Genomic DNA, 25173 nt, shown 5'->3' on the forward strand with positions numbered 1-25173 from the left:
TCACTTGCTATTTTGGCTGCTTAGCCAATTTGAAAGGTATACCTATAACTCTAGATTTTAATTTTGCTTTGGAAATAGCCATTTGCAATGAAACAATTGTTAACGCTTGTATTTACTCTAATCCTATTTAGCGTTTCAGCGCAAAATTTTCCTGATGCGTTATTAGGAAAATGGGAAAATGAAGATGCCACTGTGCGTTTTGATTTTTTTAAAACCGGCAGTATGTACAATGCCAAAATTATTTGGCTTGCTAACCCTTTGGCAGAGAATGGGCAGCAGAAACTAGATAAAAATAATCCTGATAAAACACTTCGCAATAGACCTATAGTAGGGTTAACAATACTAACTGGGTTACAATTTTCTGTAAATAATAACATGTGGATAGGTGGTAAAATTTATAGCCCCGAAAAAGGGGAAGCAGTTGCTTGTAAAATTAAACTTACCAACAAAAATGCCCTTTCTTTGATCGCATCAAAAGGTATATTTTCAGTAACAAAAAAATGGAAACGTTATGATAAATAGATGGTTAATGGTATTGCTTTGCTTAAGCTATCAACTAGCGGTTTCAGCGCAGCAAAAGATAGATACCATGCATATTGATAACCTTGAAATGCTTTGGAAATTGGCTATTGACAATAATAGTTCTCAAAAAATTTATGAGCTTAAAAACCAACAAGCTAAGGTTGATTATCATACTGCAAAAGCATTCTTATTGCCGCAAGTAGGTGGTAGTTTTTCTGGACAAGATAATACGAAGCTTGCTACCACGCCAGTACCCGGGGAGTTGTTAGGGCAACCAAATAAAACCCTTTATCTGCAATTTGGTAAACAATATGTGTATAATACAGGTGTTACCATTTCTAAAACCTTGTTCGATTGGCAGGCGGCCGCACAGGCCAATATTGCCAAACAAAATATTGCCTTAAATACTGCACAACAATTGGCCAATGAGCAAAATTTAAAAACACAAATTGCGCAATCTTACTATACCCTATTAGTTGCAAAAGCAGCCATTACTATCTCAGAAAAGGACTTGCAATTGTCTGATAGTACGCTGTTAATCACAAAACAAAAATTTCAGCAAGGTTTGGTAGATGCTATTGCCGTAAATCTAGCTGCTGTTAATAGTAATAATATCTTATTGAATATTGTGCAAAGCAAAGAGCTGTATAAAAATGCGTTGGTAAGTATTAAAAATTTAGCTGGCGTATCTGCAAATACACAGATTGATATAAAAACAATAGCCAACCCAGAAAATTTGTATCAGCCGAATATAACCTCAATAGAACAGGATAAAAATTTACTGGTATATCCGCACAATATCGACTTACAAAACTGGCAATACAAACTGGCGAAAACGGCTTTTCTACCTAAATTCAATATTAGTGGTTATTGGGGCTATCAACAATTTAGAGATAATTTTGGAATCGGTTTTACACCTGATGCTTGGAAAGACTACAGATACATCGCCCTCAATATGAATGTGCCCATTTTTACAGGCTTTGCCAATAAGAATAAATTGAAAAGTAGCTCCATTCAAACCAGTATTGTAAAAGAACAATACAACGCAGCGATAGCGCAATCAAAAATTAATGATAATAGTTTGCAAGAAACAATTACCAATTATATCACCATCACCAATATTGCTAAAAAAAGCTTTGAGTTATATGGTAACAATTTGCAACTCAATCAACAAAAATTTACAGAAGGTATTATTGGTGTAGATACGTATTTGAAAGCATTTGACGATTATTTAAAGTCAGAAAATACGTATCTCAATAATTTATCAACCCTACTCTATAATCAAGCCATTGTTATTTCAAGAAAATAAATAAAAAGCATGAAACATATTACATATACTGTTGTACTAGCTAGTATTACACTAATTATTGCTTGTAAGCAAGTTCCAGAAACCGCACCACAGCGCAAAGACATTGTTGATGCCGTTTTTGCAAGTGGCAGCATCATCGCAAGTAATCAATATGCTATTACAGCACAGGCAGAAGGTTATTTAAGCGCCTCGTTTGTTAGTGAGGGCGATACAGTACACAATGGACAGCTATTGTTTAAACTAGCCAATGATGCGCAACAAATTCAGGTAAGTAATGCGTATGATAATTATGATTATGCAAAGAATAATCTAAATAATGGTGCACCCCAAATTGTAAAGCTGGAGGAACAAATTAATCAGGCTATTAGCACAAAAGACATTGATGCAGCCAACTTAAAACGATACGAAAATTTGATAAAAACCAATGCTGTTGCCCAAGTTGATTACGACAAAGTGAAGCTGACTTACCAAAACGATGTCACTAACCTCGCAGTATTGCAAAAATCGTTGGCCGATTTAAAGCAGAGTCTTGCTTTAAATGAAAAAAATGCCAAAGCACAATACCAATTGCAACAAAATAATAACCAATATTATGCGCTAAGTAGTGCAAATGCTGGTATTGTTTTAAGCATTTCAAAAAAGAATGGCGATTTAGTAAAAAAAGGTGAAAGCATAGCGGTTATTGGTTCTGGTAAAACCATTGCCAAATTATATGTGGCTGAAGATGATATCCAAAAAATACAGTTACATCAGCAAACGTTGATTACCTTAAATACCAATAAAGATCAAGTGTACGGTGCAAAAGTTACTAAAATTTACCCCTCGTTTGACGTTGCATCTCAATCCTTTATTGTAGAAGCTAGTTTTGATGATTTGCCTACACAACTTAAAAATGGCACCCAATTACAAGCTAATTTTATTATTTCTCAAAAGAAAAATGCCTTAGTTGTTCCAAGCATTTATGTATTACCTGGCGATTCGGTGATTACAAAAGCAAATCACCAAAAAATAGCCATTAAAACGGGTATTAAAACATTAGAATGGGTAGAAGTTACTGGTGGATTAAATGACAGCGAAAAATTGGAACTACCTAAATAATAGTCACTATGGCATCCCAAATTAATAATCGAATTTCCCAAATACACTTAACCAGCAATATAAAGCAAACCATTGTGGCCATGCTAGGGGTAACATTTGGTATTAGCATGTATGTATTTATGACTGGCTTTATGAGTGGCGTAAACAATGCGCAAAATGATTTAGCATTTAGTTCATTAGCACATATCAGAATTTACAACGATCGCCCTTTGGATAATACCAATATTGCTGCAAAGGCTTTCCCCAATAGTGTGGTGAACTTGCATAATGCTAAAATCATTAAATATACCGACGGTATTAAAAATTCTAATGCTATTTTGGAAGCGCTGAAATCTCAGAAAGATATTACGAGCATTACCACTCAAGTTAATATTAATGTGTTTTTTAAAAATGCTGGCAATAAAGTCAATGGTTCTGTGTCTGGGGTAGATGTTGTAAATGAAAATAAAGTGTTCAATGCTAGTAAGCATATTACCGAGGGCAACTGGAATGAATTGAAGCAACGTTCCGACGGCATTTTTGTAGCAGTTGATTTGGCAAAAAATCTTAGCTTAAAAGTCAATGACAATCTTAATATACTTACGTCAGACGGCATCAGTAAGAACTACAAAGTGATTGGTTTGTTTAAAACCGATGTTGCGAGCGTAGACAAATCGAAAGCCTATATCAATATTAATGCTGCAAGGCAACTCATTGGTGCCAATCAAAGCTATGTTACTGATATCCAGATTAATATTAAAGACTACGATAAAACGCAATCCATTATTAATCAAATTGCCCCCATTATTCCTTATAAAACAGAATCTTGGCAAATGGCCAATCAACAATTGGTAGCAGGTTCAAGTTTAAGAGATATTATAGCCATTGCAGTATCGTTGGTTATTTTATTAGTGGCTGGTTTTGGTATTTACAATATCATGAACATGACCATCAATCAAAAAATTCGTGAAATAGCCATTTTAAAAGCAATGGGTTTTTCTGGTCCGGATGTAACACAAATTTTTTTAACTCAGGCAATTGTTATTGGTATTATTGGCGGTTTTATTGGTTTAGGTTTTGGTTATTTGATAGCCAACTTGGTCAATAAAATACCTTTTGAAGTGGCAGGGCTGCATACTTTGCCCATGGCTTACAAGCCAAAAGATTATGTACTAGCCTTTATGTTTGGGTTAATCACCACATTTATTGCTGGTTATTTACCTGCACGAAAGGCTTCAAAAATTGATCCTGTAACCATTATAAGAGGATAAGTATGCAAAATGACATTATTTTAAAAGCAGATAGTATTGTAAAATATTTTTACGAACCCGAGAAATTTCAGGTACTTAAAAATGTAGGCTTTGAAGTGAAAAAAGGCGAATTTTTAGCTTTAGTAGGCAAATCGGGTAGTGGTAAGTCTACCTTATTATATGTACTATCTACCATGGATACAGATTATGAAGGTCGTTTAACTATTAAGGATACACTGTTAACCAATAAAAAGCAAAATGAATTGGCTGCTTTTCGCAATGAGCATATTGGCTTTGTGTTTCAATTTCATTATTTATTACCTGAATTTTCAGCTTTAGAAAATGTAATGATACCGGCTTTAAAACTCAATAAAAAATCAAAAGCAGAGATAGAGGAAATCGCTTATGAGCATTTAAAATTATTAGGCTTACACGAGCAAGCTTTAAAAAAAGCGAACAAATTATCTGGCGGACAACAACAAAGGGTAGCTATCGCAAGAGCCTTAATCAATGAACCTTCTATTATCATGGGCGATGAGCCTACAGGCAATTTAGATACTAAAAACACCCAAGTTGTTTTTGATATTTTCAGAGAAATTTCGAAGGAAAGAGGACAAACGATAATTGCGGTTACCCATGATGATGATTTTGCCAGTAATTGTGATAGGATTATTGAATTGCGAGATGGTGTGATTGTGTAATTTTAGAAAGAGATGGTTTCTGATAAATAGGTTGGTTTATAAGAATCGATAGCTGCTTACTTATTAGGTGCATTTCGGCAATTTTTTACATATTGGTTGAAATTTTAAGCATTTAGCTAGCCTATCTCTAAAAACGCTTTATATGGCTATCGTTGCTTTAAAAGCTACATTCGCTTTCATTAAAATCACTGCATAATCATGCCCGATAGCAATATTCTCGCATTCTTTTTTAGTACTATAGCTACTATTGTAGCCACACTAACAGGATTAATTGGTGCTTTTGCTACTTTCAAATTACAAAAATTTGAGAGCAAACTTGACTTTTTGAAAGATTATACATTGCATAAAGAATTGGATGAAGCAAAAACCCTAAATACTAAAATAAGAGAAAATCATTATGCTTCCATACGAACAATTTATCTACACAACATGGCAGCTATTGAAGAATTAAAAAGCTGTATTCAGAAATTTGATTATCACAACCACACCGAGGAATATGAGCACGATTTAGAAAATATTACAAGCTTCCAAAAACAATACGATGAGATTCGCCAATACTCTAAAAATGAATTCACTAAATCTATTGTATTTGTAAGCCTTTGCTTAATAGGGCTTTTATTTACCAACACTTTACTCCATTCGGCCTTTTTATGGGTTATTCTTGCTTTGTATTTTTTGGGATTAATCTACATTTTTAGCCTTTTTATTAAACAAATAAAGCAATTGATGGCTTAAATAATTTTCTATTATGCTGTAAGGATTTATACAAATGAAAGTCTGTAGTTTTAGTAAAAGGATTTACTAAAACCCAAACCTCATGCAGCTGAAACTAATTATTGCTTTTTTGTTATGTGCTTATTCAGTAAGTGCGCAAATTTCATCTGTTGAAAAAGTTACCATTACCGTATCCGATGTTGATAAAATTAAGTTGTTCTATATTGACGCATTTGGTGCAAGGGAAATAGCAAGTTCAACGTTTAAAAATAATGCACTAGGGCGTTTATTTAATATCAACGATGCATCAACAGAGGTAAAAACGGCGTTGTTGCAAATAGGCAATGAATATCTAGAACTACAATCTTTTAAAGGAAAAACCATCCAATCGCTTCCAATTCCAGAAGATTCGAAAAGTAACGACTTATGGTTTCAGCATATTGCAGTAGTAGTTCCTAATATGCAAAAAGCGTTTGATGTTATTCACCAAAAAATGGCTGTATTTGTGTCTACTGCCCCACAAACATTACCTGCTTATTTGCCAGCCGCTGCAGGCATTAGTGCCTTTTATTTTAGAGACCCAGATGGTCATAATTTAGAAGTGATAAATTTCCCAAAAGGTAAAGGCAATCCTAAATGGCAAGTAGATACCACCGTAATTTTTGCTGGTATTGATCATACAGCCATCGGCGTATCTAACACTGATGCACAATACCTATTTTATAAAGATATTTTAGGGATGACGATTAGTGGACATAGTGAAAATTATGGTACTGAACAGGAACATCTGAATCAAGTATTTGGTGCAAGGCTTTGGATTACTGGTATGCAAGCACCAAAGGGTTTCGGAATTGAATTTCTACAATATTTAGCGCCTCCTGGTGGAAGAAAATATCCGAGTAATAGTCATTTGTATGATTTATGGCATTGGCATACCACTGTAAGGGTACAAGATATAGATAATGTTTATAAAAAATGTGTGGCACTTCAGTTACAACGTATTTCAAAAGGTATTGTCACTATCCATAATAAAGAAATTGCGTATACCAAAGCATTTATGGTGAGAGATAGAGACGGTCACGCTGTTTTGGTAACAAATTAGGCGGTGTGCCGATATGATAATAAATTGATAATGCATCTTAATGATAAGAACACTAATTTTAAGTTTCTGTAACGTTTAGGTTCTTTAAAGCGACAATCGTAATCATCAAAAAATAACAATCATTAAATTTATGGCTGAAACAAAATTAAAACTTGAAGGACAAATTGCCATTATTACTGGTGCAGGAAGCGGTATTGGTAAAGGATGTGCTATAGAATTGGCAAAAAACGGAGCTACCGTTGTTATTAATTATCCTTTTGAAGGTGCAAAAGCTGCCGCTGAAGAAGTAGCTGCAACTATTATTGCCTCGGGTGGTAAAGCTTCAACACATCAATGCGATGTTAGTAAAGAAGATCAGGTGATTAAAATGTTTTCAGATACCATCGCTACCTATGGAACGGTAGATATTTTGATAAACAACGCTGGTTTACAAAAAGATGCAAAGTTTACTGAAATGACCCTTGACCAGTGGAATACAGTGATTGGTATCAATTTAACTGGTCAGTTTCTTTGTGCTCGTGAAGCAGTAAAAGAATTTTTACGCAGAGGTGTAGATGAAACTAAAAGTAGGGCAGCGGGCAAGATTATTTGTATGAGTAGTGTGCATGAAGTTATTCCTTGGGCGGGCCATGCTAATTACGCGGCAAGTAAAGGCGGCGTCATGTTGATGATGAAAACCATTGCACAAGAGTTTGCTCCCAAAAAAATTCGGATTAACTCAATTTGTCCTGGTGCGATTGCTACCCCTATCAACCACGACGCTTGGGATACGCCTTCGCATTTAGAAAGTTTACTAAAACTTATTCCAGAAAAGAGAATTGGATTACCTGAAGATATTGGCAAAGCAGCGGTTTGGCTTTGTAGCGACGATGCTGATTATGTAAACGGTACGTCACTATTTGTAGACGGTGGTATGACTTTGTACCCTGGATTTGAAGATAATGGCTAGTCAGTTTTGAAGTTAGGCCTCCCTTTTTTCATATTCTCATAATGAATATCACTTTTAATACAAAGTAAAAAATAATGAAACGCATTCTTTTAACCCTATTAACATCGATCTTTTTGGTTGCTGTACATGCCCAAGTACCTACCAAAAGCCCAGATGGGAAATTCACGTTGAATTTAGATGAAAATGGCTGTATGTTGCTTGGCTACGATGTAGTAGCTATGCAAACCATGCCAGATAAAACGCTAAAAGGCGATAAAACATTTGAATCTAATTTCCAAGGGGCAAAATATTGGTTTATATCTGCAAACAATAAAGCATTATTTGATGCAGATCCTGCTAAATACGCACCCTTATATGGCGGTTTTTGTGCTATTGCAGTTACTGAAGGCAACTTACGACCAATACAAGTTTGGACGCATGAGCTTATAAACGGACATCTGATAGTTAACCATAATGCAAAAGCAAAAGGTTTGTGGGATAAAAATCCAAATAAGCGCTACAAAAAAGCAGAAAAAAAATGGCCTGAAGTGAATTTGAAAGCTGCTAAATATGATATCATACATGCTGGCGAAACCCAGGCAAGTCTAGCGGCAACTTCTTACGAAGGCCTTATTAAATAAAATATCGAATACCCGACATCTTACAAACCACTACGATGGAAAATAAACGAATAGCCGAAAATAATACACATAGCCATTGGCACAAATGGGGTCCTTACCTCAGTGAACGACAATGGGGAACGGTAAGGGAAGATTATAGTGAACATGGAAGTGCTTGGGATTATTTTCCGCATGATCATGCACGTAGTAGGGTGTATCGCTGGGGTGAAGATGGGATTGCTGGAATTAGTGATAACAAACAACGCTTATGTTTGGCAGTAACATTATGGAACGGGCAAGACGATATTTTAAAAGAGCGCATGTTTGGACTTACAGGACCTGAAGGGAATCACGGCGAAGATGTGAAGGAATTGTATTATTATCTAGATAATACACCCACGCATTCGTACATGAAACATTTGTACAAATATCCACAGTCAAAATTTCCCTATGCCGATTTGGTAAATACCAATCAACACAGAAGTAAAGATGAACTAGAATATGAGTTATTAAATACAGGTATCTTTAATAACAATGCATATTTTGACGTTGTAACAGAATATGCAAAGAATAGTGAAGAAGATATTTTAATGCAAATAACGGTACATAATCGAGCTAATGCCGAAGCACCGATTTGGGTGTTACCCACTTTGTGGTGTAGAAATTTGTGGAGTTTTGGCTTAATGGACACCAAGCCCAAAATTTTACTGTCGCAATTAGATAAACAACAGCCCAACGGTGTTTTAGAAATTCTACACCCAGAATTGGGCATCTACTTTTTGTATTTTGACATTACAGAAAAAGTATTATTTACAGAAAATGAAACCAACACAGAGCGGTTGTATAATGTGCCAAATGCATCTCCTTTTGTGAAAGATTTTTTTCATACGGCTATTGTTAATAAAGATTTTGTAATTATTGAAAATAAAACAGAAGGTACAAAAGCGGCGCCGTTGTATCAATACAATGTAGCGGCTCAAAGCAGCGTAGTAATAAAGTTGCGTTTGTCAAATGTTGAAGTATCCAATCCTTTGGGTGATCAGTTTAAAGCCATTTTTGAAAAGCGTATAGCAGAAGCAAATACTTTTTATCAAAATATTTACAAAGGTAACAACGCAGACGAAGCCTTAGTGCAACGCCAGGCTTTTGCAGGTTTGCTTTGGAGTAAACAATATTTTAATATAGATATACCAACATGGTTAGATGGTGATATTGGGATGCCAAAACCACCTGAAAGTCGCAAACATGGGCGAAATAGTGCTTGGCGTACCTTAAATAATGAAGATATTATTTCTATGCCTGATAAATGGGAATATCCTTGGTACGCAGCATGGGATTTAGCATTTCATTGTATTTCGCTGGCTTTAGTTGATGCACATTTTGCAAAATCGCAACTGATACTTTTTTTGCGCGAATGGTATATGCACCCAAATGGTCAAATTCCTGCATACGAATGGGCGTTTGGTGATGTCAATCCTCCCGTACACGCTTGGGCTTGCCTGCAAGTATATAAAACAGATAAAAAAAATACAGGTGTTGGCGATCTTAAATTTCTAAAAAGAGTCTTTCAAAAGTTAACACTAAACTTCACTTGGTGGGTAAACCGTAAAGACGTAAAAGGGAATAATGTTTTTGAAGGCGGTTTTTTGGGCTTAGATAATATTGGGGTGTTTGATAGAAGTGCTGGTTTGCCTGGTGGTGCATTGTTAGAGCAAGCCGACGGCACAAGCTGGATGGCAATGTATTGTCTTAATATGTTGGAAATGAGCTTGCTGATTGCAGAAGAAGATGACGCCTATGAAGATGTAGCCACTAAGTTTTTTGAACATTTTATGCTCATCGCAGAATCACTTAATAAAATTGGCGCTGGCTGGACGGGTAGTTGGGATGAGAAGGAGGGATTTTTCTATGATGTATTATCTATGCCCAATGGCGATTATATTCCATTAAAAGTTCGGTCATTGGTTGGGCTTAGTACTACTTTTGCAGTACTAAAAATTGATAGGGAATTAGTAAAAAAGCTGCCAGATTTTTACAAACGTTTGCTTTGGTTTAAAGCATACCACGAAAAAAATTCCAACTACAAAGTCTTACACGATTTTGAAGAAAGTAGCGATATTTTGCTCTCACTAGTACCAAAAGATAGGATGGAACGCTTGTTAGACGCCATGTTAGATGAAAATGAGTTTTTATCGGATTCGGGTATTCGAGCGCTATCAAAAATTCACAAAAATGGCTACCATGTAAATGTAAAGGGGGAAGTATATGGCTTAACGTACGAACCTGCCGAAAGCCATACTGGTTTATTTGGCGGCAATAGCAACTGGCGTGGGCCTATTTGGATGCCCATGAATTATATGCTCATTTACGCATTACACATCTATCATTCTTATTATAAAGATAAAATACTCACAGACTTCCCTACAGGTTCAAAAAATTATTTTAATTTAAAGGATGTTGCCAACCAATTATCAAAACGATTAATTGCTATCTTTTTAAAGGATGCTGTAGGCAAAAGACCAGTACACGGCTTAGATCCTATTTATGAACAAAGTGAATATTTTAAGGATTTGATTTTATTCTACGAATATTTTGATGGTGATACGGGTAGAGGTGTTGGTGCTACCCATCAAACAGGTTGGACTGGTCTTGTAGCCGAATTGATAGAAAAAGTAAACGCCGAATAAATGTTGTAATCAAAATCATAAAGAAATCACAAAGAGTTATTTTCTGTAAGCCTATTTATTTTTAATCGTCTTAAAAGCTGTTATCCAATTAACTAATTTAAAAATTGCTTATGCAGCTTAATCAAGATATTATACAGATTAAAAATAAAGAATACATTATAACTAATGGTATTGGTGGTTATAGTTCTTCTTCGCTATGTGGCATGAATACACGTCGTTATCATGGCTTGTTGGTAGCTGCTTTAAATCCGCCTGTAGAAAGGTATGTTGTAGTTTCAAAAATTGAAGAAACTATTGTTCAAAATAATGGTGAAATTATCCATATTTCAACTAATCAATATCCAGGCACTTTTTATCCAAATGGGTATATACATCAATATTGTTTTACGAAACAGCCAATTCCAACCTTTTTTTATAAGTTGGATAGCGGATTGCAAGTTGAAAAATCAATTTGTATGGTGCAGGGAAGTAATACAACAATTGTCGCATATTTCAACAGCGGAAGTGTTGATTTTGAATTAAATATGAATCCTTTTTATGTATTAAGAGATTATCATTCGCTTAATGCAGAAACTCAAGTAAACGCCTACGCTACTGAAATTAACGACAATTACATCGCTATTGGCTACCATGGAATGCCTCAAAAAGTGTATTGTAAGATAAGCAATGGTCTTTTTAAAGATAGTAAAGCTATTTATTATAATGTCGAATATTTTCAAGAGCAGAGTAGAGGGTTCGATTTCGCGGAAAATATGTTTTCAGCAGGTAGTTTTAGCACCCATTTAAAACCAGGTGAATCTGTACAAATAGTATTTTCTTTAGAGGAAGCCATTTTGCAACAACATCCCCAAAACTTAATCGCTGAAGAAATAATTCGACTCCAAAATATTGCTGTAGACGAAAAGAATACTTTTTTAAAAGACCTTATAATATCTGGTAATCAATTTATTGTTGATAGAAAAAGTACCAACCAGAAATCTATTATTGCTGGTTATCATTGGTTTACCGATTGGGGTAGAGATACCATGATTGCTATGCGTGGTTTAACCATTGCCACAGGCGAAAAAGAAATTTCTGAATCCATTTTAACTTCTTTTTTGGCTAATCTTAGTGAAGGTATGTTGCCTAATCGCTTCAGCGATAAAAATGAAGCACCAGAATACAATACTGCCGATGCTACTTTGTGGATGTTTGTAGTATTATATGAATATTATCAAAAATTCAAAGATCTTCATTTTATTCAACAATATTTTGAGCAATTAAAAGAAATTATTATAGCACATATTAACGGTACTCGCTATAATATTAAAGTCAACGAAGACGGGATGTTGTACGCAGGAGAGGAAGGGGTACAAATAACATGGATGGATGCAAAAGTTGGTGATTTTGTGGTAACGCCAAGAATTGGCTATACAGTAGAGTTAAATATGCTTTGGTATAATACATTAAAAATCTTTGATTTTTTTAGCAAAGCCTTACAAAACACTTCTTTTACAGTAGATACTTATATTGATAAAATTGAAAATAATTTTCATCAATATTTTTGGAATGACTATTCTTTTTTAAATGATGTAATAAGCGCTGATAAGCAAGCAGACCAAAGTTTTCGTCCCAACCAAATATATGCTATCAGCTTGCCTTTTACCATGTTGAATGAGATGGAAGGTATCATGGTACTACATTCTATAAAAGAAAAATTACTAACCAACTATGGGTTAAGAAGCTTGAGTACAGATCATGAAAAGTTTATAGCAGAATATAAAGGCGATAGTTGGCACAGAGATAATGCTTATCACCAAGGTACGGTATGGAGCTTTTTATTGCCAGAATTTTGTTTAGGTTGGTTAAAGCAATATCAATACTCAGTAACCGCTGTAAAACAGGTTCGTCAATGGATTGCACCTTTAGAAGACCATTTTTATAACCATAACGGTATTGAAGCGATTTCTGAAATTTTTGATGGTCTAAATCCCAGCGATGGTAAGGGTTGCATTCAGCAAGCATGGAGCGTGGGCATGCTTATCAAATTACTAAAAGAACTAAATAACAATCATGAATAATTACGACATTATTATCATAGGTACGGGCTCAGGTGGTTCAGCAATGGCTTATCAACTAGCACCAACTGGAAAAAAAATTCTAATTCTTGAAAGAGGCGGCTTTGTTCCTAAAGAAAAAGAGAATTGGGATGCAAAAAAAGTGGTGGCAGAGGGTATTTACCGTCCTAACGAAACTTGGTACGATAAGGATAATCAACCATTTAAGCCATATATACACTATAACGTGGGCGGTAATTCTAAGTTTTATGGCGCTGCTATGTTTCGATTTCGAACAACAGATTTTGAGGAGGTGAAACACTACGGTGGTATATCGCCCGCATGGCCATTTGGTTATGATACTTTGCAGCCATATTATGATACCGCTGAAACTTTATTTAGTGTACATGGCAAAAGAGGTTCAGACCCAACGGAGCCGCCCACACAAATGAGTTATCCTTACCAGCCTTTGCCTTACGAACCGTTAACCAGCGATTTAAGTGATAAGTTACAACAAATTGGTTTGCAACCTTTTCCATTGCCAATGGCTGTGAAGCTGCCGCAAGATGTTAATAAAAATGCTTCACCAGTAATATTAGAAAATTTTGATGGATTTCCTGATCCTACGGATAGTAAAGCAGACGGGCAAACGAGTTGCTTGAACATGGCATTACAATACCCCAATGTTACAATGCGCGTAAATGCTTTTGTAGAAAAAATAATCACGCATGAAAATGGTAAAAAAGCAACAGGTGTTGAAGTAGTAATAAATGGTGAAACAATTGTATTTACAGCTGACTTAATTTTTACCGCCTGCGGTGCCATTAATTCAGCGGCACTTTTTTTAAGAAGTAAGAATGATTGCCATCCCAATGGTCTTGCAAATAGTAGCGGCTTAGTAGGTAAAAATTTAATGTTGCATCACAATGGTTGTTTGGTAGCATTTACTAAAAAAAATAATGATTGTAAGTTTCAAAAAAGCTTTGGGATAGCCGATTTTTATTATGGTGCAGATGATAGCGATTTGCCATTAGGCGAGATTCAGCTTATGGGTAGAAATGACCCAGATACCATTATGTGGTTGGCGGGCAAACAGTATCCTGGTAAAACATACGCGGAATTAAAAGCGATGAGTATCGATTTTTGGCTCACAGCAGAAGATTTGCCCTCAGAAAATAATAGGGTTAGCCTGCGGGAGGATGGTAGCATTAAGGTAAGCTATGAGCCTACAAATATTGAAGCTTTCCATAGGTTGAAAGATAAACTCAAACAAACTTTTGAAAAACTAGGCACTATAGATACAGATTATCAAGATGTTTTTTGGAATGGGTATGATTTAGATGTAACTGGTGTAAGCCATCAAAATGGCACCTTAAAAATGGGTGAAGATGCTAGTACCAGTGTAGTAGATACGAATTGTAAAACCCACGATATTGATAATTTGTATGTGTGCGATGCTAGTTTCTTCCCTAGTTGTGGTGCCTTTAACCCAGCATTAACCTTGGTAGCCAATTCATTAAGAGTAGGAAAACACATTATTGAGCATTATAAATTATAAATCATGCCATCACTTACCATTATTATTACAAATGTTCCTGATGTGCCCGTTATGCCAAGTATTTATTTGGCAAGTAATATTAACCAATGGAAATCTAATGACGAAGATTTTCAGTTTCAAAAAGAAATTGAAAGTGGCTATTATATATTAAAGCTTACCAATGTACTAGATGAAATCGCTTTCAAATTTACGAGGGGTAGCTGGCAAACTGAGGAAACAGACATCAACAACAAAGTATTGGCTAATCGAGAATGGAACAAAGCAAGTGAACAAGCTGTTTACATTGCAACTATTCATAATTGGAAAGATGTTCCAGCGCTAGTGTCAAAACCGGTCATACCAAAGGCAACATTGTGGTTAAAAGATTTTTATATGCCGCAGTTAGAAAGAACCAGAAATGTATGGTTGTATTTGCCACCAAATTATCATGAAAACTGTTCTTTTCCTGTTATATATATGCATGATGCGCAGAATGTATTTGATGGCATTCCTTCCCCTTATGGTAAGTGGGAAGTACCAGAAGCGCTTAATAATATTTATGAAAAAACCGGTTGGTCGTGCATTATCATTGCAGTAGAACATGGCAATGAATTCAGACATGCTGAATATTCGCCTTGGCCCCACAAAACCCGTGGCGGTGGTGAAGGAAAAAAATACATAGATTTTATTGTGAATACGCTAAAGCCAATGGTTGATCAGCAATTTAAAACCTTAGCAGATGCTCAAAATACTTGCATTATGGGTAGCTCTATGGGCGGCTTGATTTCTATGTATGCTGCTTTACAGTATGGCGAGGTATTTGGCAAAGTGGGCGTATTTAGTCCTGCATTTTGGTGGTGCGAGGAAATCTATGAATTTGCGGCTAACCAACCTTTCAATTATATACAAAAATTGGTATTACTTGCTGGTGGTCAAGAAAACGAAACTATTATACCAGATACCTTGGCTATGTATAATACATTGATAGACAATAACTACTTTGAAGACAAAATTAATTTAGATTTTTTTGAATGGGGGCAGCATTCAGAAAGTTTTTGGGCATTGGAATTTGACAAAGCTGTGCGGTTTTTATTTGAAGAACAAATGGATTTACCAGTAGTAAAAGCAGAACAATGCGTCATCTATAATTCAGAAAAAGCCGAATTGTCCATTACAATTGATTACGAAAAATTTGAATTACTAAATGCTTATGGAAAAATTATCTTACACAAAGAAGCGTCTATTTGCAATATAATAGCATTACAACCGCATTGGAAAGGCTCTTTTATCTATAAATGTTATTTAAAAAGCGGAAAAATAATTACCAAAAATATTCACCTTCGGTAAAATCATCGACTTTTAAAAGTACCTTTTCATATGTGGCATTTAGATGTTAAGTATAATACAGAAACATTCAAAAAAAACTATCGGCTTTATTTAATGGAAGCACTTGGGCTGGCCATATTTATGTGTTCCTGCTGTTTTTTTGCGGGGCAACTATGGCATCAGGGCGCTTTTTTAAATATTCATTTTCCAACTAGTATGGGTAAAAATTTAGTGATGGGTTTGGCCATGAGCTTAACAGCGATTATTATATTTTATTCACCCTTAACTGCCCCTTCAGGTTCACATATTAATCCAGCCGTGAGTTTGGTGCAATATTATTTGGGTAATTTAAGCCGATTAAATTGCTTCTTTTATATAATCTCACAATTTACAGGGGGTGTATTGGCAGTATATATCATGGGTTTTTTAATGAAGCACACGTTAACAGATGCGCCTGTAAATTATGTAGTTACAGTACCTGGTAAAGGTATTTCCAATTGGAAAGCTGCCATTTGCGAAATAGGTATTGGGTTTATTATGATTACAATGGTACTACATGTATCAAACAGTGGCTTAAAAAAATTTACCAAAATATTTGCCGCTCTTTTGGTATATATTTATGTGGTTTTGGCAGGCCCTGTTAGTGGCTTTGGCATGAACCCTGCACGCAGTTTTGCCACGGCTTTTCCATCTGGCATTTATACCGCTTTTTGGATTTATATGCTTTGTCCTATTGTTGGAATGATGTCGGCAGCCATACTTTTTAAGCGACTATCTGCTTCTAAAATTAAAATAAAAAAATATGATAGTGATTGATTGCTTATATATTTATATATTTTGTGGTGTTTGCTTTGGTCTTTTTTTCGTTGTTTGGGGTGCTGAAAAAATCCACCATAGTACAAAAGGTGGCGGCATTGGGTTAAAACTATTACTATTGCCAGCATCTATCATGCTTTGGCCATATTTGTTGATTAAAATTATCAAACAGCCATGATTAAACCGCTAAGACAAAAACATTTTATCATTTGGATATTATTATTAGTACTATTACCTATATTAATTATTGTAACCTTTTGGTTGCGTGCTGTACATTATTAACTTCCTAATATTTTTTATGAGTGCAAGTTTTCAGGCAATACTTTGGAATAAACAAAAAAAATGGTATGATATTGTTTTCATATCGGCAATTTTGCTATACTTGATCACCTATTTTACCATTAATATTCTTTTATTTCCCACACTTACTTTTGAAACAATGCTGATTCGTTCCTTTGGAACCTTGGCTATCATTATGCTGCACGTTATTTTATCAATAGGGCCATTATCTAGATTAAATAGTAAGTTTTTAGTATTGTTGTACAATAGACGTCATTTGGGCGTAACCATGTTTTTAATGGCAAGCGTACACGCTTTTTTCAGCATCTTACAATTTCACGGTAATGGTAATTTGCATCCTTTGATATCTTTATTTGTTAGTAATACGCATTATAATTCATTTATTTATTTTCCATTTCAAACGCTTGGCTTTGTAGCATATCTAATACTAATGCTCATGGCATTCACTAGCCACGATTTTTGGCTATCGGTTTTATCGCCACGTATTTGGAAAACCCTACACCTATTGGTATACCTAGCATATGGCTTATTGATTTTACATATATTATTGGGTGTTTTGCAATTAGAAAGTGCGCCTATATATTTTGTGATGCTTTTATTGGGTGTCTTATGGCTTGGCATCTTACACGTTTATGCGGCTTATAAAGAGTACCGCTTTGATAATAGGCAAAAAACAGAAGTTGAAGGATGGATAAAAGTGGCTGCGGTTACTGAAATTGATAATAATAAAGCAAAAATGATTTTTGCAAATGGTGAAAGAATTGCCGTTTTCAAATATGACAATAAAATTAGTGCTGTACATAATGTGTGTAAGCACCAAAATGGTCCCTTGGGCGAAGGCAAAATTATTGATGGTTGCATCACATGCCCATGGCATGGCTACCAATACGAGCCTGCAAATGGTTGTGCGCCAGCACCTTTTACCGAAAAAATTGCTACCTATCACACTAAAATAATAGATAATATTGTTTGGATAGACCCTCATCCATTACCAGAAGGTACTTTTATTGCGCCGACGATTATTCCAAATATAGCATATATGGAACCTGCGCTTATAACCAAAGAACAACCATTTTACATTGGTTGGCAACCAGTTGCGAATAAGGTTTTTAGCATATTTGCCAAAAAGGCTAGCGTTGTAATTGTTTGTATAATATTATTATGTGTATTGATTATATCATTTAACCAATCACATATTGCCACCTCTTATTTTGCAGATAATGCAACAAAATTTGAAGGTCAATTAATTGCGAATCCTTTTCCCGCATTACGTACCGTACAGGGTAAGGATATTTATGGTAATCCTATTGTAAAAACTTATCCCTTATTCAATACTTGGAAATTTGGGGCGGTAAATGCAGTAGAATTTTTTATGAAAAGGCACGGTAAAGACCCCTTAGTGCAAATTGAAGGGGTACTTTTAGAAAGTGATGGGGTACAATTACTGCAACTAAGTAATGGCGAGTTATCAATTGCTTGCGGCAATACCCATAGCCATACCGAGAAAGATAGCATTTGCTGTAGTCCTAAGTATAATGCTAGTCATGAAGCCATTTTGTTAAATAGCGATAAAGCACCTATTTCTTCATTGCTTACCAATACCTACATACCAGTGCCAAATATTCGATATATAGGTAAAGTAGCGTTAACGGGTGAAATTATTGATCCTAAGTGTTATTTTGGTGCCATGAATCCAGGCTTTGGTAAGCCGCACCGTTCTTGTGCAATCAGATGCATTGAAGGCGGAATCATGCCTATGCTCCATTACAAAGATGCTAATGGTAAAAATGCCTATGTCGTTATTATAGAAGAAAATGGCGAAAAAATAAATACTAAAATTGGCTACGCTGTGGCAGAACCAGTAACATTAACTGGTAAATTATTTACAATCGATAATTGGAAAGTGTTAAAAGTTACGATTCCAAATGATCTAGTAAGGCTCACTGTGAAACAATAAATTACCACTAGTTACTAGTTCTAAAAACGCTTTCACAATAAAACGCTGAATAAATAATACTAAAATTGTTTTATGGTAATCATTGAAAATATAATTAGAAATAAAAAACATTAACTAGAAACAAATACCTTTAAAACATGAATGTTAAATAGTATATGAAATTCTTGATAATCGGTAACGGTGGTGCTATAAGGGCATTTATCGCTCAAAATAAGCCAATGTACCGCCCACCCAATCTTTATCTGCATTATAGCGTACACCTATCATTTTACCCTTACTTAATCTTGCCAAATTATTGGTAGCAATGGGTCTAGGTTCGCCATCTTTCCAGAAATAAAAAATACGTATTTCGGCTTTAGCAGGCTCGTTTGGTGTAACAATTACATAGGCATACTTTACTTTTTTCTGTAAAATCCAGTTATGTGGCTCTGTTACTGCTGCAATATCTGCTGGCGTTATATCTATCACCACGCCTTGCCCTGCAAATGAGAATAAAGGCTTCAATACATAATTTTCAAGGTCTGTTGGCAGGGTGTCTATCTCATCCAAAAATCTTGTTTCTGGCACATATTTATGCCTAATAAATGGAAGCGTGTATTTGCTTATTTTATAAAACCAGTTTGGATGTGGTACCCATTCTACATCTAAATCTTCTAACAATAATTTGCCTTTGGTTTGTATATCTGCCGATTGCTGTTGCAAATCATCGAAAATGATACGATTATAAATACGCTTTACAGGTGTTTTTACGCCATCAAGTAGGTAAAACAATTGCGTACCTTCTTGAATTAATTCTGTAAGACAAACGGTTTTAATACCTACATAGTCTTCTGTGCAGTAAAAGTCAATTTTTGTTTTTTGCTTATGTGGTAATATTTCTAGCAAAATCACATGTTCTGCTGCATGATTACCCAAAATAATCTCTTTGAGTAAAGCGATATACGATGCTTGGTCAAAACCATTCAAATAGGTTGAGTAATGGCTAGGAATATCCCAACATTTGGTAGCCACTTCTTCTTGCCACACTTGAAAAGCAAATAAGCTAGGGAAGCCCTGCATTTCTATTAATTGAGGTTCTAATTCGCCTGCTTCGTTTTCACAAATACCAAAGTCGAAAGCGATAAAGTTTGAGAATTTTGTACCATTAGGCACTTTAACTGCTGCTGGTACTGATTTTTTTGTAAGCGCATAAAAATTGGGTTGAACAATGACATCTACAATGGCTTCGCAGGCTTCTAAAATTTTATTGGTAAATGCTTTGTCTATAAATAGCGGTGTTTCTGCTACCCTAAACGAAATAGCGCCAGGATGTTTGGTATCTAGCTGCGCCAAATAGTGATTGTATGTATCTTCGGTAAATGCTGTGTTAAACCACTGCCTCATTGCAGGAATCATAGGTCTCTCTTTTTAAATCAATGCGCCATATAAAAATTTATGGTAAGAATAAAGATAAGTGTTAATTCGCTATGTTTTGATATTACCATTTTGTAATCAATAGTTTATCTGCGATCTGGGATACAATTGCAGATAAATGTCTACTTTCAGTATTAATTTTAGTATGATAAAGACAATAGCAGTCGTGATAGGTGCTACAGGCGCTACGGGTAAGCAATTGGTGTCGCAGTTATTAGATGACAATAGTATATCTGCCGTCAAAATATTTGTAAGAAAAAATACTGCATTGGTACATCCAAAACTTGAAACTTATGTAGTAGACTTTGATGCTATCAACGCATGGCAGCACCTTATTACTGGCGATGTGTTATTTAGTTCCATGGGTACTACGTTAAAGCAAGCAGGTAGTAAAGCCGCACAGTACAAGGTAGATGTTACTTACCAATACAATATTGCCAAGGCAGCTGTAGCCAATGGTGTATCTACTGCTATTTTATTGTCTGCTTATGGTGCCAATGGCAAATCCCCTTTCTTTTATCCAAGAATGAAGGGTGAGTTGGAAGCTATGTTTATCAACTTAGGCTTTAATAGTGTACATATTTTTCAGCCGGGTATTTTAGAGCGATTCGTAAATGATGGACGTACAATGGAACAGTGGTCTGTTAAGCTAATACATTGGCTAAACGGATTTGGTTTACTAACATCTCAAACACCAATGCCTGTAGCGGTATTGGCGTCGAAAATGATAAAAGTGGCTTTGAATAAGCGAGACCAAAAGCTGTGTTATTATCGGTTGGGCGAGATATTTAAATTGTGAATAAGTTATAAAAAGTTCTAGTCATTAAAAAGCCACTCTAAATATTATTTTAGAGTGGCTTTATGTTTTACAGAAATTAGAGTATCTCTTATTCGAATTTAAGATCTAAACCTAAACCTCTTAATTCATGTACCAATACATTGAATGATTCAGGAACACCTGGTCTTGGGATATTTTCGCCCTTAACAATTGCCTCATAGGTTTTTGCACGGCCAATAATATCATCAGATTTCAAGGTTAATAATTCTTGTAAGATGTTAGCAGCACCGTATGCTTCCAATGCCCAAACCTCCATCTCACCAAAACGCTGACCACCAAACTGTGCCTTACCACCTAATGGTTGTTGCGTGATTAAGCTGTACGGCCCAATAGAACGAGCGTGCATTTTATCATCAACCATGTGGTGTAATTTAATCATATAAATAACACCTACAGTTGCTTTTTGGTGGAAACGATCACCTGTTTCACCATCATACAAGTAAGTGTGACCATTACGTGGAATACCAGCTTTCACACACAACTCTTCAATTTCGGTAGTGCTAGCACCATCAAAAATTGGCGTTGCGAATTTCATACCTAATTTCAAACCTGTCCAACCAAGGATAGTTTCGTAAATCTGACCTAAGTTCATACGAGAAGGTACGCCCAATGGGTTCAATACGATGTCAACTGGTGTACCATCTTCCATGAAAGGCATATCTTCTGCACGAACAATTTTCGCAACAATACCTTTATTTCCGTGGCGACCCGCCATTTTATCACCCACTTTCAACTTACGTTTTACAGCAAGGTATACTTTAGCTAGTTTCAATACACCTGCTGGTAATTCGTCACCAATAGAAATATTGAATTTCTCTCTTTTGTATCTACCTAACTCTTCGTTATACTTGATGGTGTAGTTATGCAACAAAACGTTTATATAGTTGTCTGTTTCCTCGTCACCTGTCCAACCTAATGGATTTACAGTAGCATAATCAATAGATGATAAGTTTTTGTAGTTAAACTTAGCACCTTTACCAATTAAGCTTTCGCCAAAATTGTTGGTAACACCTTGTGAAGTTTTGTCTTTTAACAAGGTTTGTAATTTGCTCAACAATTGTTCTTTAACTTCTTCAACAACAGCTTGGTGCGCTTTTTCTACTTTTTCTAACTGTGCTTTTTCTTTAACTTTTGTATTCTTATCCTTTTTAGCACGTTGGAATAATTTCTTATCAATAACCACACCTTCTGTACCATTTGGTGCTTTTAATGATGCATCTTTAGCATCACCAGCTTTATCACCAAAAATGGCACGTAGTAATTTCTCTTCAGGTGTAGGGTCACTTTCACCTTTAGGTGTAATTTTACCAATTAAGATATCACCTTCTTTAATTGTAGCTCCAATTCTGATGATACCATGCTCATCTAAATCTTTAGTAGCTTCTTCAGAAACGTTAGGAATATCTGGCGTTAATTCTTCTTCACCCAATTTAGTATCACGTACTTCTAGTTCATATTCATCAATATGAACAGAAGTAAACATATCTTCTCTTGCTACTTTCTCGTTGATTACAATCGCATCCTCGAAGTTGTAACCTTTCCAAGGCATGAACGCAACTACCAAGTTTCTACCCAAGGCCAATTCACCGTCTTTAGTGGCATAACCTTCGGTTAAGAAATCGCCTTTTACCACTTTTTGTCCTTTTTTAACAGCAGGACGCAAGTTGATACAAGTAGCTTGGTTGGTTTTAATGAACTTCGTTAGTTTATATACAATCAAATCATCTTCAAACGATACCAAACGATCTAAATCATTTCTATCGTAACGAACATGGATTTCATTCGCATCAACAAATTCTACAACACCTGTACCTTCTGCATGCACTTGAATACGTGCATCACGAGCAGCACGACCTTCTAAACCAGTACCCACAATTGGTACTTCCATTCTAATCAATGGTACCGCCTGACGTTGCATGTTTGAACCCATCAAGGCACGGTTGGCATCATCATGCTCTAAGAAAGGAATTAAAGACGCACTTAAACCCACAATTTGGTTAGGTGCAACGTCCATATATTCTACTTCAGCTCTATCTAAGATTGGGAAGTCGCCAGTATCTCTTGATACTACTTTCTCTGCTAATAAATTACCAGCATCATCGATAGGAGAGTTAGATTGTGCAACTTTTACATTTTCTTCCGCTTCCGCGCTTAGATATAATAGTTCGTTTACGTTTACTTTACCATTTTCTACTTTACGGTATGGGGTTTCAATGAAGCCCATATCGTTAATCTTGGCGTGTACGCAAAGGGTAGAAATCAAACCAATGTTTGGTCCTTCTGGTGTTTCGATAGTACATAAACGACCGTAGTGAGAATAGTGTACGTCACGCACCTCAAAACCAGCTCTCTCTCTACTTAAACCACCAGGCCCTAGCGCAGAAATACGACGTTTGTGCGTGATTTCAGATAATGGATTGGTTTGGTCAAGGAACTGTGATAATTGAGATGTACCAAAGAATGAGTTGATTACTGAAGATAATGTTCTGGCATTAATCAAATCTACTGGGGTAAATACCTCGTTATCACGAACGTTCATACGTTCGCGAATGGTACGTGCCATACGTGCTAAACCGACACCAAACTGTGCGTACAATTGCTCACCCACAGTACGTACACGACGGTTGCTTAGGTGATCAATATCGTCAATCTCGGCTTTCGCATTGGTTAAGCGTACCAAGTATTTAACAATTTCAATAATATCTTGCTTGGTTAATACTTTCTTAGTTAACGGATAATCTAAACCAAGTTTACCATTGATTTTATAACGACCAACTTCGCCTAAATCGTAACGTTTATCACTAAAAAATAATTTATCAATAATACCACGAGCCGTTTCGTTATCAGGGGCATCTGCACCACGCAATTGGCGATAAATATGCTGAACCGCTTCTAACTCACTGTTTGAAGTATCTTTATTTAACGTATTATAAATAATGGCGTAGTCTCCACCAACATCTTCTCTCTGCAAGAAAATGCTTTTGATTTCCATTTCAATAATCGTATCTACACTATCAGCATCTAAAATGCTGTCACGCTCCATTACAATTTCGTTACGCTCAATAGAAACCACCTCACCGGTATCTTCATCTACGAAATCCTCCACCCATGTTCTTAATACACGAGCGGCTAGTTTTTTGCCAATATGTTTTTCTAATTCGCTTTTTTCAGCTTTTACCTCATCGGCCATACCAAAAAGCTCAAGAATATCTTTATCTGTTTCAAAGCCAATAGAACGCAATAAAGTCGTTACAGGAAACTTTTTCTTACGATCGATGTAGGCATACATGACATTATTAATGTCAGTAGCAAATTCCATCCAAGCACCCTTGAAAGGAATTACTCTCGCTGAGTAAATTTTAGTACCATTTGGGTGGGTAGATTGGCCAAAGAATACACCAGGTGAACGGTGTAATTGGGATACTACCACACGCTCAGCACCATTTACTACGAAAGTACCACGTGGTGTCATGTAAGGAATATTACCTAAAAATACATCCTGTACAATGGTTTGAAAATCCACATGCTCTTCATCATTACAGCTTAAACGTAATTTAGCTTTTAATGGCACGGCGTATGTCAATCCACGCTCCATACATTCCTCAATAGAATAACGTGGTGGATCAATGAAATAATCTAAGAACTCTAATACGAAGATATTTCTTGTATCAGTGATAGGAAAGTTGTCTTTAAACACACGGAACAAACCCTCAACATTACGCTTATCTGGCGTTGTCTCTAACTGAAAAAACTCTCTGAAGGATTGTAACTGAATGTCTAATAAGTCGGGCGTGTCAGCTAGGTGCTTAGTCTTACCGAAATTTACCCTGTTGTTCAAAGTTGTTGTTGACATAGTATTTTGTACACCGGTTTTGTCTAAAAAATAAACCACTATCCATTAAAGATAATAGCTTGCTTAAGCTTTGAAAATGAATGGTTTATAAACAGAAATTGGCCAAAGTTTATAAACAATTGTGCTAATTAGCCTTAAAATAAGGGACGGCAAAGGTAAGGAAAGCAATGAAACACAAAAAACAAAT

The 25173-nt window shown here is 35.7% G+C and carries 19 protein-coding genes; 16 read left to right on the forward strand and 3 right to left on the reverse strand.

What is annotated here, in order from left to right; translation table 11 throughout:
• Positions 1-87 precede the first annotated feature (87 nt).
• From ACFOW1_RS11720 to ACFOW1_RS11785, 14 genes are all read left to right on the forward strand, one after another.
• Positions 88-522, forward strand: a complete 435-nt coding sequence (locus tag ACFOW1_RS11720) for a DUF2147 domain-containing protein (protein WP_379014470.1) — start codon at positions 88-90, stop codon at positions 520-522.
• The gene (locus ACFOW1_RS11725; RefSeq protein WP_379014471.1) at positions 512-1831 is read left to right on the forward strand and encodes a TolC family protein; all 1320 of its coding nucleotides are present in this window, start codon (positions 512-514) and stop codon (positions 1829-1831) included. The genes ACFOW1_RS11720 and ACFOW1_RS11725 overlap by 11 nt, the downstream gene beginning before the upstream one ends.
• A gap of 9 nt (positions 1832-1840) precedes the next feature.
• Positions 1841-2929: an efflux RND transporter periplasmic adaptor subunit gene (locus tag ACFOW1_RS11730; RefSeq protein ID WP_379014472.1), complete on the forward strand. Its 1089-nt coding sequence runs from the start codon at positions 1841-1843 to the stop codon at positions 2927-2929.
• An 8-nt stretch (positions 2930-2937) separates the two neighbouring features.
• The gene (locus ACFOW1_RS11735) at positions 2938-4179 is read left to right on the forward strand and encodes an ABC transporter permease (RefSeq protein ID WP_379014473.1); all 1242 of its coding nucleotides are present in this window, start codon (positions 2938-2940) and stop codon (positions 4177-4179) included.
• Between the two features lie 2 nt (positions 4180-4181).
• Positions 4182-4859 (forward strand): ABC transporter ATP-binding protein, encoded by a 678-nt coding sequence (locus ACFOW1_RS11740; RefSeq protein WP_379014474.1) that lies wholly within the window; start codon positions 4182-4184, stop codon positions 4857-4859.
• 198 nt (positions 4860-5057) lie between these two features.
• Complete coding sequence (locus ACFOW1_RS11745) at positions 5058-5594, forward strand: hypothetical protein (protein WP_379014475.1); 537 nt, start codon at positions 5058-5060, stop codon at positions 5592-5594.
• An 82-nt stretch (positions 5595-5676) separates the two neighbouring features.
• Positions 5677-6675: a VOC family protein gene (locus ACFOW1_RS11750; protein WP_379014476.1), complete on the forward strand. Its 999-nt coding sequence runs from the start codon at positions 5677-5679 to the stop codon at positions 6673-6675.
• 130 nt (positions 6676-6805) lie between these two features.
• A complete protein-coding gene (locus ACFOW1_RS11755) occupies positions 6806-7624 on the forward strand; it encodes a glucose 1-dehydrogenase (protein WP_379014477.1) in 819 nt (272 codons plus the stop codon).
• Between the two features lie 74 nt (positions 7625-7698).
• Positions 7699-8244, forward strand: a complete 546-nt coding sequence (locus ACFOW1_RS11760) for a YHS domain-containing (seleno)protein (RefSeq protein ID WP_379014478.1) — start codon at positions 7699-7701, stop codon at positions 8242-8244.
• A 35-nt stretch (positions 8245-8279) separates the two neighbouring features.
• On the forward strand, positions 8280-10910 hold the full coding sequence (locus ACFOW1_RS11765) for an MGH1-like glycoside hydrolase domain-containing protein (RefSeq protein WP_379014480.1): 2631 nt from the start codon (positions 8280-8282) through the stop codon (positions 10908-10910).
• Positions 10911-11020: 110 nt separating this feature from the next.
• Positions 11021-12970 carry an amylo-alpha-1,6-glucosidase gene (locus ACFOW1_RS11770; protein WP_379014481.1) on the forward strand — a complete coding sequence of 650 codons (1950 nt, stop codon included), beginning with the start codon at positions 11021-11023 and terminating at the stop codon, positions 12968-12970.
• Entirely contained in the window at positions 12963-14504 is a 1542-nt protein-coding gene (locus ACFOW1_RS11775) for a GMC oxidoreductase (protein WP_379014482.1), read from the forward strand. The genes ACFOW1_RS11770 and ACFOW1_RS11775 overlap by 8 nt, the downstream gene beginning before the upstream one ends.
• A 3-nt stretch (positions 14505-14507) precedes the next feature.
• Entirely contained in the window at positions 14508-15830 is a 1323-nt protein-coding gene (locus ACFOW1_RS11780) for an alpha/beta hydrolase (protein WP_379014483.1), read from the forward strand.
• 30 nt (positions 15831-15860) lie between these two features.
• Positions 15861-16625, forward strand: coding sequence for an aquaporin (locus tag ACFOW1_RS11785; RefSeq protein ID WP_379014484.1), 765 nt, complete (start codon positions 15861-15863; stop codon positions 16623-16625).
• Between the two features lie 12 nt (positions 16626-16637).
• Here ACFOW1_RS11785 and ACFOW1_RS11790 read toward each other — a convergent pair whose 3' ends face one another.
• Positions 16638-16793, reverse strand: a complete 156-nt coding sequence (locus ACFOW1_RS11790) for a hypothetical protein (RefSeq protein ID WP_379014485.1) — start codon at positions 16791-16793, stop codon at positions 16638-16640.
• Positions 16794-16923: 130 nt separating this feature from the next.
• On the opposite strand from ACFOW1_RS11790, the gene ACFOW1_RS11795 reads away from it, so the two are divergent.
• Positions 16924-18882, forward strand: a complete 1959-nt coding sequence (locus ACFOW1_RS11795) for a Rieske 2Fe-2S domain-containing protein (RefSeq protein WP_379014486.1) — start codon at positions 16924-16926, stop codon at positions 18880-18882.
• 198 nt (positions 18883-19080) lie between these two features.
• On the opposite strand, the gene ACFOW1_RS11800 is transcribed toward ACFOW1_RS11795, so the two are convergent.
• A complete protein-coding gene (locus tag ACFOW1_RS11800; protein ID WP_379014487.1) occupies positions 19081-20277 on the reverse strand; it encodes a hypothetical protein in 1197 nt (398 codons plus the stop codon).
• 163 nt (positions 20278-20440) lie between these two features.
• Between ACFOW1_RS11800 and ACFOW1_RS11805 the strand changes: the two genes are divergently transcribed.
• The gene (locus ACFOW1_RS11805; protein WP_379014488.1) at positions 20441-21094 is read left to right on the forward strand and encodes an NAD(P)H-binding protein; all 654 of its coding nucleotides are present in this window, start codon (positions 20441-20443) and stop codon (positions 21092-21094) included.
• A gap of 88 nt (positions 21095-21182) precedes the next feature.
• Here ACFOW1_RS11805 and rpoB read toward each other — a convergent pair whose 3' ends face one another.
• Entirely contained in the window at positions 21183-24986 is a 3804-nt protein-coding gene (gene rpoB / locus ACFOW1_RS11810; RefSeq protein WP_379014490.1) for a DNA-directed RNA polymerase subunit beta, read from the reverse strand.
• Positions 24987-25173 lie beyond the last annotated feature (187 nt).

This window comes from Parasediminibacterium paludis, from assembly GCF_042651445.1.
In the GTDB taxonomy this organism is placed as follows: domain Bacteria; phylum Bacteroidota; class Bacteroidia; order Chitinophagales; family Chitinophagaceae; genus Parasediminibacterium; species Parasediminibacterium paludis.